Source organism: Schlesneria paludicola DSM 18645 (assembly GCF_000255655.1).
Taxonomy (GTDB): Bacteria; Planctomycetota; Planctomycetia; order Planctomycetales; family Planctomycetaceae; genus Schlesneria; species Schlesneria paludicola.
In genome coordinates this window covers 60,704-71,280 of sequence record NZ_JH636434.1, presented here as the reverse complement: position 1 = coordinate 71,280, position 10,577 = coordinate 60,704, and the positions used below count along the sequence as shown (strand labels likewise).

Genomic DNA, 10,577 nt, shown 5'->3' with positions numbered 1-10,577 from the left:
CAGCGATACCTCAAGCCGGATCTGCTGATCGTCGACGACATGGGGATGAAGCAGTTACCCAAGCGATCAGGTGAGTACCTGTTCGAGATCATCATGCGGCGACACGAGCTTCGCTCCACGATGATGACCAGCAACAGACCCTTGGACGATTGGGGCCAATTGATCGGCGACGTTCCCAGCGCAACTGCCATCTTGGATCGCTTCCTGCATCGAGCGGAAGTCGTGCAAATCACCGGCAAGAGTTATCGTTTAGAGAAATCGAAAAAAAGTTCAAACGATACCAAAGCGCCCACCGGGTCCAAAGCCGAAGAATAGAAGGGCAAACAGTACCATTAAAGACATCAACCGATAAATGGTACCGTTTGAAGTGCAAACGAGTGGTACTGTTTCAAGCGCCAATTGACAGTAGTCTCTCGCAGGGGTGGCGTTCCTTTCTGGCCCAATGTGGGGCTGCTGCGGTTTCTCTAACAGCAAGATACGTCGCCTTTTTCCTTTCTTCACCCAAACACGACTTTCAACAATATCTCAGGAAGCAGTGCACACTGTAATTGAGGAGATCAGACAATGCGTATCTTTATCACCGGAAACAGAAGAATGGTTGGACTGTTCTCGCTTACAGTTGCATTAGTGTTTCTGTGTGGTTGGCTTAGGAGCTGGAGTCTGTGCGAGGCATTGTGTCTTCCGTCTGGAGAGAGCTCGCAGATGTGTGTTATTTCCGCGAATGAAATGATTTTCTGCGTCAACTCCACACCAGCATTACGATCTGGGTGGTGGTTCAAATTATGGCAAATTGACATTGATCGAAGTTCAGAATTTTATGGCTTATTTGCAGCACGCGACATTGTATGGATGTTCCGATTGTGTGGGTTTGGAATTGGACAAGTCTCGGAGCAATCGTTTACGCATGGGCGGGCGTATGGTGTCGTATCAGTGCCTTATTGGCTAGTTGTTTTGGTATGGACTCTGCTGTCATTGTGGTACTTGATTCCTGCATTCAGACTGAGGTTTTGTAAATGCGCATGAAATCTAGAGGCCGTTTTGAAATGTTTTAAGCATAGCATCAGGCAGGCCAGGTGCAGAAAACCTTCGAAGAGGTGAACATTGAAAAAGGTGTCAGCATTGAACAGGCGTGTTGAAATAAAGGGGACTGACTCCGTCAGGTGCCAGTCCCCTTTATTTCAACAAATCACCCGATGTATTCAGAAAGGTTTCCACGCTCTTGTGCCTTCAATTCGGTCGCCGATACGATTCGCCAGATTCTTCGGCAGTCACTCAATGTTTTTGAAGCCTGGTGTTGTGGATCTCGATCGAGGGGCGTAGTGATGCGATTGTCCTTGTCGTTGATGGCCGCCATTGTCAGTGTCACGACCGCGTTGTTCGCAAGCGACACGCTCGATGAGTCCAAGGCCATTGAAAAGATTGAGATGTTGGGTGGCAAGGTCAAACGAGACGACACATTGCCAGGGCGTCCCGTCGTACGTGTCACGTTTCTTCGGCAGAATAAGTATTTCAGTGGGAAATATCTGCATCTGCTGAAGTCGTTTAACGCACTGGGGACGCTCAATCTGAATGGCACCGACATCACGGACGCCGATTTCAGCGAACTCAGAGATCTGAGACACTTGAGTCTGCTGGACCTTGGTGGAACCCGGATCTCCGATGCGAGCATCGAAGGACTCAGCCAACTCAAGAATCTTAAAGAACTCTGGATTGACGGCACCGAGATCACAGATGCGGGCGTTCAGAGCCTGAAAGAGGCTCTGCCGAATGCCATTGTGGGCAAAGACGCTCCTGACGAGTCTCAAGCGATTGAAACGATTCGGTCCTTGGGTGGTGGCGTAACGAGAGATGAAGCGGTGGCAGGACGTCCGGTCATTGAAGTCGGGTTCGGAGGTTTTCTCGACGTTGGGCCGAAAACGACCATCGAAGAGGTTTTATCCGCCGTAAAGCAGTTTCGAAGTTTAAGGACTCTTCAACTCGGTTCTTCCGGCGATGCAAGTCACGGTTTGTTGGCAACTGCAGACGGATGGAAGGAAATCAGTGAGCTCAATAATTTGACCCGTCTGACGATCATCGGGATCGAAATCACGGATGCGGGATTGAAAGAAATCTCTCGTTTGTCGCAACTGGAGTCACTTCGACTGATCAATCTCAAGATAACCAATCAAGGTATGAAGGAGATTGGCAAGTTGAAAAACTTGACAAACCTTGGACTGTTTGATGTTCAGCTGACCGATGCAGGGTTGAATCAGCTTCGCGGGCTCCAGCGCCTGGACACTCTGAGTCTGAACAACAATCCAATTTCGGATGAAGGATTGAGGCAAGTCGGTGCACTCACAAGCCTGACGTTTCTCAGTGTCCCTTCGACGGAAATTACGGACAACGGTCTAAAGGGACTTCGCGGCCTCAGCAGTCTCAAGAACCTCTGTCTTGCAAGCACGCGAATTTCAGACGATGGTCTGAAAGGGCTTATCGGCCTCAACAATCTGGAGCAACTCGATCTTGCTGGCACGCGAGTGACCGGTACAGGCGTTGGGCCGCTTCGCGAACTCGAAAGCTTGCATTCGCTCGGTCTGTCGAACACTCAGATCTCGGATGAGGGGCTATTAGAATTGACCACACTGACTAATCTCAAACAGATTGGCCTCCAGCAGACAACGCTCGATGACGTGAGGCTGCAGATCCTTCGCGAGGTGCTGCCGACTGTGCGAATCATGCAGTAAGTGTTTGCACGGAACCGTTCGCATGCCGGTGACTGGCTCATTTTCCCGCTGTAAGGGAAGGGTTGCTCTGATCGATGTACTGCGAATTTTAATGAACCGCGAAATTGTGCCTGTCGTCCTCATTTCAACAGCGTGCTCACGGACGCTATGCGCGATAAAATATCCATTGCGATTGGTGCAGTCTTGGCCGCTTGAGTGATCTCTTGTTGTCAAACGGTCGATTGAAGGAAATTCGCAAGATTTCCTTCCTGGATGCGTTTCGACAATTTCTCGCGAGGCAACCGAGTTTGACACTTGCGATCTGCGGTCTTTGGATCTGCTCTTTCGCGTATGGAGCCAATCACAGCCTGGTGTATGTCTTTCAGAATCTGCCAGAGCGATACCACATGCTGGCACGCAAATATCAGTTTGCGATGGTCGTTTCAACAATTGCTGGAATCGGTCTTGGGATCGTTCTGATTGGCATGTCCGCTTTGATCGTGGTTCGACGTTTCGTCAACAAGAGAACGTCCAACCGCTCCGCGAATAGAAACCTGTGAACAGGGCTTAATGGATCTGCGGACCGAAATAGTCGCAAAGTGCGTGGCAGGTTTTTAGCCCCACCGTGGCCGGCCCGCCTCCCAGCCAGGGGCGAAGCGTCCTCGCCGTAGGCCTTGGAATTCCACCCCGTAGAACACGGTCAGGTCAGAAGGACCGGTCAGCCCATTAGGAGACCTCGTTTGAACACGAGCTCAGTTCTGGGGATCCGCATGCTGGGTAGTGTGCGTGCGGCTTCCCAGTGTGTCGAATGTCATTCCGTCAAGAGAGGTACATTGTTGGTGGCGTTCACATATACTTTACATCGCGCGCCAGCAAAAACAGAGAACGTTCAGGCGAGTCTGGAATGAAAGCAGTGGCAGGAATCTTTTCGGTCACATGTCTGCACGTAAGACGTGGCAAATCCAGCTAGGCGTCAATCCTTTCGGTCTTACCATTTAGGAAGACGCTCCGTTACGGACTCAATCGATCACTGAAAAGGTTCCTGACACCTTTATTTTCCTCGGACGCAGGACAAGATGCCAATGATTGGGCATGAGTTGGAAGCAAAAGAGCGTGACATCATAAGAAGCTAACCCTTCCGCAAGAACTCGCTCAAATGCGGCAAAGTCCTCGGATTTATGGAAAATCTCCTGCCGTCCATTGCCTCGGTTCAAGGCATGGTACAGTCCACCAGCTTCATCGGCGCGGGGTGGTCGTGGCATGAAAGAGAAGATAACAGCCCGTCAAACAGAATTCAATGAGTCCTGACCCCTTTGTTTTCCCCCACGGTCAACTAAACTTTTACATGAACCTTCCAGTCGTTTGGAAGATTGGTCCTGACAGGCTTTATCGAAATCGTAAGATCTCCGAGTGTTCACATGCTGCGAACGTTCGTCATCAGCCGTCAGGCTTTCCGATTAGGTCGCAGAGTCTCGCTGACGATCGAACCGTTGCCATTCACCGTCTGAAAAGAAGGAGGAAGGGCATATTGTCCACCAGAGTGTGGTGGTCAGAGGCACGGAGGTCGTGCGTTCAACCCTTCCTTGAGTAAGGGAGGGGACAGAGAAAGCGACGTTTTACGCGAATTCATTTGTGCACGACTTCAAAACCTGCGACACCGCTCAAAGGGAACGACCCATGTTATTCTTCAAACCTGGCCAGACGAACCCTCGCAACCTCGACCTGAGAAAGATCGATGATGCGTCGACAGAGGCTTGCCTCGCGACTCGGTACGTTTGCATTTCAGGAGACAAACCGGTCATTCCAAAGAGCGGCCCCGATGGGATGTGGCTCAAGTCGCTCAAGCAACTCAACATCGTAGATTGTTGGCTCGCATGCGTAAGTCATTGGCAAATAAGGCAATCCAAGGCAGGTCGCTCATGATGATCAAGGCGGTCCAAATTCTGGGCCGGACGATCTAAAACCTGTTGCGAAATCGCGACACTTTTGGTGATCTCACCGCCTGTTGAAGTAAGGGGGTAGACACCTTGGCATTCACGATCATCATAGTGTTTTTGAATCGGGGCGGAGCCAGCCCCCTGTACTTCAACAGGCTGCTTAGGCACTGGCGAACACAGGTCTAAATTCAAGGGCGTGCGTGTCGTGCTGCCGTCCGGAATGCGTGGAACGCGGGCGGGGCCGTTTTCGGTGTGGCTGTCATCAAGTCGCTCCAACTGCCGAAAGATGATGTTGAAAATTCCGTAAGTCTCTTGTGATGGGTTGGGTCGGTGTCGCTGACTGACGACGAAATCGACGCCTTTCGCTACAATTCATGCCTATGAACGCTCTTCAATTCAGTGACCGAATTACGTGCCTGCCAATTATCCACGGAAGCGGCGATTTTGCGCTGGAAGTCCGGCGTCTGATGCTGTCCGTCGATTTCGATTGTCTGGCTGTCCCGTTGCCGCCCTCGTTCCAATCGCAGGTTGAGCGCGCGATTGCGTTCCTGCCGAATATTTCGTTCGTGCTGCAAGAAGAGACCCCAGCGGTCGAATACCGTGAATGGTCGGGATTTGATTCCGAGGAGTCGGACGACGATCCACCGCGGGGACCGGGCCGTACGGCCAGTTACGTACCGATCGATCCCTGCCAGGGGGTGATCGCGGGGCTCAGATTTGCCATCGACGAACGGATGACGCGAGAATTCGTCGATCTTGAGACCGCGTGCTTCGAAAGCTATTCCGCAGTTCTGCCGGACCCCTATGCGTTGAAGCGCGTTCGGCCCGAAAAGTTCGCGGCCGCGGTGTTGCCGACCATTCCGCGGGTGAATGATGGCCAGCCCAATGATCGCGTCGTCCATATGGCTCGGCGACTGCGTGAGCTAGAGCGAAAGCATCATAACATTCTGTTTCTGTGCTCGCTGCTCGACTGGCCCTGGATTCGTGAAGCCTACACCGAAGAGCGCCGCACCGAGGCGACCGACGATGAGGTTGAGCCCGCGTCGATTGTTGCGGCTGATCCCGACACGCTGCTCTTCGGGTTGGGCGAAATGCCCTATATCACCGGCCTTTACGAATTGGCCCGAGCGGAACTGGGCGAAGACGAAAATCTGTCCATCGATGGCGTGAAAGCCATGCTGCTCGCGGCGCGGGACCGGTATCAATCTGATCTTGGGAAACGAGCTCGCAAAATTACGCCGAAATTGTTGCGGCTGTACCTGCAGTACGTTCGAAACCTGACATTGATCGAACGTCGGCTCACTCCCGCGCTCTATACCTTGATCATTGCGGCCAAGCAAGTTGTCGGTGATCAGTTCGCGATCGCCCTGGCCAATGTCGCTCGTGAGTATCCCTATCACGAACGAATTCCGTTCCCCACGATCAAATTGGGGATCACGCGTGGCCGACTGCCCGAGGGAGACATGGTCGATTTAAAGAATCGCTTGCCCGGGCAGGCGGTGGAATGGCGAACATGCAAGCTGAAACCGCATCCGCCCAAACCGCAACAAGACGATTGGCTGATGCGCTGGAATCCGCATCGTCAGTGCAGTTGGCCGCCGGAAGATATCGCGATCGAGAAATTTCGCACACACGTCAAGGATGCGGCGCTGAATTCGCTCGGCACCGATCTGGCGCGCAGCGAGAAATTCACAACGAGCATGAAAGACGGTCTCGACATTCGCGAGACGTTACGGAATTGGCACACGGGCAATTTGTACGTCAAAGTGTTGCCGCCGACGCGCGGAACGTTGGACTGCGTCGTGATGATGTTCGACAGTCCCGCCGATCCGCGCGACTATCCCTGGCGGGTCACCTGGCACGCCGAGCATCACGACGAATCGACGCTGGCACTGTTTGCGACGAATTATCTTGAAAATCTCGTCGGGCCAGGAATCGGGCAAGCCACGTATGGCGGCGCCGTGTTTCTGTTTCCTCCTCGTCCTGTTTCGGACATTTGGTCGAACCCGCGATTCGATTTCACGGATACACTGGAAGAACGTCTGCTGGCCGCGGCGTGTTACTATGCACGCGAACGGCACGTGGCACTGCTCAGTCATGCACCTCCAGGTCCGGTCTGGCGGCAGTTGGCGAAGCGGTTCGGCAAGAAACTGGTTCACGTGCCGCTGTCCAAGTTCAGCCAGGAAACAATCGAGCAGCTTCGTGTCTTCCATGTTCTTAATGGACAGCAGGTTCGCAGCTTTGCAGCTCAATTTATTCGTAAAGTGTGAGAAGGCGTTGCATGTCGGGGTTCACGCATTTTGATAACGACGGCGCGAGCCGGATGGTCGACGTCGGCGCGAAGGAGATCACGCATCGGCTGGCTCGGGCCGAGAACTTCGTGCGAATGCGGCCCGAAACGCTGGTGATGATTCTTGATCGTCAGTTCGCGAAAGGTGACGTGTTTGAAGTCGCACGCCTTGCCGGCATCATGGCCACGAAGCGAACCGCCGATCTGATTCCGCTCTGTCACCCGCTCGGGATTGACGGAGTGGATGTCACATTGATCCCCGTCGATTCCGCCATTGTTCGCATTGAGGCCACCGTCCGCGTTCAGGGACGAACGGGGGTCGAAATGGAAGCGCTGATGGCCGTCACGGTCGCGGGACTGACGATCTACGATATGTGCAAGTCGGTTGATCGAGCGATGACGCTTGGTCCCGCTCGGCTGCTGGAAAAATCGGGTGGCAAGAGCGGGCATTTTCGAGTGAACGAGGCAATCCTTGAGGGCACGGAGTCAAAGTTGCGATGAGTTGTCATTCCTGGTTCCTTCGTGTGGTTTCTGCATCGATCGCCATTCTGATGATGCCATGGCAGGCGGATTGCTCCGACGGGGGCACGCTGCCTGACGTCGTCGAATTTAATCGCGACATTCGTCCTTTGCTGTCCGACAACTGTTTCTATTGTCATGGTCCCGACAAGAATAAACGTGAGGCCGACCTCCGGTTGGACACGGAAGCGGGACTTACTGGACCCCGGCCGGATGAGTCGAAACCAAAGATCGTGGTGCCAGGAAAGCCAGAACTGAGTGAATTAATTCGGCGCGTCCATTCCTCAAATCCCGATGACGTGATGCCCCCTCCGGACAGTGGCAAGCAACTGACCGCTCGTGAGATGGGGTTGCTGAAACGCTGGGTCGAGCAAGGAGCTCCTTATGAAGGGCATTGGTCGTTCCTGCCGATCAAGCGACCGGCGGTTCCCGTCGTCACGACGAATGAAACGGTCACACAAGAGCCGATTGCTTCAAAGAACGCGATCGATGCATTCATCCGGCAGAAACTGGCCGAACTCCAGCAGAAGCCGAGTGCCGAGGCGGACAGAATTACGCTGATCCGACGACTCAGTTTCGACGTCACGGGACTGCCTCCGACGCCCGAGCAAGTTGCGGCGTTTGTGCAGGATCAATCAGCCGATGCCTATGAGCGGCTCGTCGATCGATTGCTGGAGTCACCTCATTTTGGGGAGCGTCTGGCGGTCTGGTGGCTCGATCTCGTCCGCTATGCCGATACGGTCGGCTATCACGGCGATCAAACTGTGAACGTTGCCCCGTTCCGTCAGTACGTGATCGATTCCTTCAATGCCAACAAGCGTTTCGATCAGTTCACCGTCGAGCAATTGGCGGGCGATCTTTTGAATAATCCCACCCGAGAGCAGAAGATTGCATCCGGGTATAACCGGCTGGGAATGATGTCGGCGGAAGGGGGCGTACAAGACAAAGAGTATTTGGCGAAGTACATCGCGGAGCGCGTCAGAAACGCGAGTGGGACTTGGATGGGAGTGACACTGGGCTGCGCCGAGTGCCACGATCACAAGTTCGACCCGTTCACGAGTCGCGATTTTTATCGATTTGAAGCATTTTTCGCGGATATCGAAGAGCGTGGGCTCTATGCCGGTGCCTATCTCGACGGAAATTTTGGACGCAGTATCAAGGTTCCGACGGTCGAGCAGGAACGTGATCTGGCACAGCTCGACCAGTCGATTCGTGAAATCAAATCGGTCATCGATCTATCGACGCCGGAACTGCTGGCCGCCCAGGCGACCTGGGAATCTACGCAATCGACATGGTCAGTCCTCACCCCCGATCAGTTTTCGTCAGCAGGCGGTTCCACTCTGACTCTGAAAGAGGACGGTTCCATTCTGGTCAGCGGGACGAATCCTTCCAACGACGCCTATGTTCTGACCTTTAAGCAGCCGCGAACTTCCATCACGGCACTTCGGCTGGAGGTTCTGGCGGACGAATCGTTGCCAGCGAAGGGGCCCGGACGAGCTGGAAATGGCAATTTTGTGCTGACGGAGTTTGAAGTGCGAACACAGCCGACCGGCGTGGATCCTTTGCCGATCGCCTTGCAGAACCCCACCGCCAGCTTTGAGCAGTCCGTCGCGGCCGAGGGAAATCCCTACGGCAAGTGGCTCGTTACCGCTGCGATTGATGGTGACGCAAAGGGGAAGAACTGGGGCTGGGCAGTGCTCGACAAAGTCGGACAACCGCATGTGGCGATTTTTGAAACGGCGATGGACCTGAGTTGTGGCGACGACGCACCGTTGACGATCACGTTGCGACAGGGATTTGACTCTCAACACAACATCGGTCGCTTTCGGATCGCCGCTACGACGACTGCGCGACCGGTAAAATTCGACCCCGCAATTCCTCCAAGTGTGGTTCAAATTCTCTCCGTTGCGGCGATCAATCGGACGCCCGAACAACAGGCCGAACTATCGCGTTTCTACCGCACGATCGCTCCGCAGCTGGAGACGGCGCGTCAACAACTGGCAGATGTCGAAAAGCGACGCAAGGAACTGGATGCGCGCATTCCCAGTTCGCTCATTACTGCATCGGTCACGCCCCGGATGGTTCGGGTATTGCCACGCGGGAACTGGATGGATGACAAAGGCGAAGTGGTCACACCCGCATTCCCGGGAATTTTTTCGTCGTCGGAGACCTCGACGACACGTTTGACGCGACTCGACCTGGCGCGCTGGCTGACGGCGGCGAATAACCCGCTCACGGCGCGTGTGTTTGTGAATCGCGTCTGGAAATTGCTGTTCGGCAGCGGGCTCTCTCGTCGTGTTGACGATCTGGGGGCGCAGGGAGAACCCCCAAGTCATCCACAACTGCTGGAACATCTGGCGGGATGCTTTATTGATTCTGGATGGGATATCAAGCAGTTGATCAAGACCATCCTGATGTCCGAGACTTACCGACAAACCTCCCTGGCACGTCACGAGCTGCGCGAGTTTGATCCGTACAACCGCTGGCTCGCGCGACAGGGCCGTTTCCGGCTCGACGCCGAGTTTGTTCGTGACGATGCGCTGGCGGTCAGCGGCCTATTGGTCACGACGATTGGCGGTGTCAGTGTGAAACCGTATCAGCCGCCCGGCTATTGGGCTCATCTGAATTTCCCGATTCGTGAATGGCAGAATGGCCACGGGGAAGACCTGTATCGACGCGGGCTGTATACGCACTGGCAGCGGCAATACCTGCATCCCAGTTTGCAGGCCTTTGACGCACCAAGTCGCGAAGAATGCACGGTCGATCGCCCTCGCTCGAACACACCCTTGCAGTCCTTGGTTCTGTTGAATGATCCGTCGTATGTCGAAGCGGCCCGGGCATTCGCGGAACTGATCTTGCGACATGGTGGATCGGACGATGCGGCGCGGATGGATTTCGCGTTTCGTCGCGCGGTGTCTCGCGCAATCACCCCGGCCGAAATTGGCGTTCTGCAGCAGCTCCTGCAGAAGCATCGCGACGAATATCGGAGCGACACTGACGCGGCAACGCATTTGTTGTCCGTCGGAGATAGACCGGTTCCAACGGATCTGGATCAAGGCGAATTGGCGGCCTGGACCAGTGTCGCACGGACGATTCTAAATCTACATGAAGTGATTACTCGAAACTGAT

Annotated in this window: 5 protein-coding genes and 1 pseudogene; 5 read left to right on the top strand and 1 reads right to left on the bottom strand. The window is 54.3% G+C overall.

What is annotated here, in order from left to right; genetic code table 11:
- Positions 1 to 315, top strand: a 315-nt coding sequence (locus OSO_RS41535) for an ATP-binding protein (protein ID WP_010581648.1), incomplete at its 5' end; no start/stop codon positions are given.
- A gap of 1,007 nt (positions 316 to 1,322) precedes the next feature.
- Complete coding sequence (locus OSO_RS0100495) at positions 1,323 to 2,723, top strand: leucine-rich repeat domain-containing protein (protein WP_162130500.1); 1,401 nt, start codon at positions 1,323 to 1,325, stop codon at positions 2,721 to 2,723.
- A gap of 1,019 nt (positions 2,724 to 3,742) precedes the next feature.
- Here OSO_RS0100495 and OSO_RS52415 read toward each other — a convergent pair.
- Positions 3,743 to 3,964 (bottom strand): annotated as a pseudogene (locus tag OSO_RS52415) (transposase); the annotation flags it as partial.
- A gap of 1,055 nt (positions 3,965 to 5,019) precedes the next feature.
- Between OSO_RS52415 and OSO_RS0100470 the strand changes: the two are divergent.
- Genes OSO_RS0100470 through OSO_RS0100460 form a run of 3 tightly spaced genes read left to right on the top strand, consistent with a single transcriptional unit; the run spans position 5,020 to position 10,576 of the window.
- The gene (locus OSO_RS0100470; RefSeq protein WP_010581643.1) at positions 5,020 to 6,909 is read left to right on the top strand and encodes a hypothetical protein; all 1,890 of its coding nucleotides are present in this window, start codon (positions 5,020 to 5,022) and stop codon (positions 6,907 to 6,909) included.
- 11 nt (positions 6,910 to 6,920) lie between these two features.
- A complete protein-coding gene (moaC, locus tag OSO_RS0100465) occupies positions 6,921 to 7,430 on the top strand; it encodes a cyclic pyranopterin monophosphate synthase MoaC (RefSeq protein WP_010581642.1) in 510 nt (169 codons plus the stop codon).
- Positions 7,427 to 10,576, top strand: coding sequence for a PSD1 and planctomycete cytochrome C domain-containing protein (locus OSO_RS0100460; RefSeq protein WP_010581641.1), 3,150 nt, complete (start codon positions 7,427 to 7,429; stop codon positions 10,574 to 10,576). The genes moaC and OSO_RS0100460 overlap by 4 nt, the downstream gene beginning before the upstream one ends.
- Position 10,577: the final 1 nt, after the last annotated feature.

Bases quoted from the DNA above. Each gene is read 5' to 3' on its own strand.
- OSO_RS0100460 (WP_010581641.1), top strand. From the start codon at position 7,427: ATGAGTTGTCATTCCTGGTTCCTTCGTGTGGTTTCTGCATCGATCGCC.
- moaC (WP_010581642.1), top strand. From the start codon at position 6,921: ATGTCGGGGTTCACGCATTTTGATAACGACGGCGCGAGCCGGATGGTC.
- OSO_RS0100470 (WP_010581643.1), top strand. From the start codon at position 5,020: ATGAACGCTCTTCAATTCAGTGACCGAATTACGTGCCTGCCAATTATC.
- OSO_RS0100495 (WP_162130500.1), top strand. From the start codon at position 1,323: ATGCGATTGTCCTTGTCGTTGATGGCCGCCATTGTCAGTGTCACGACC.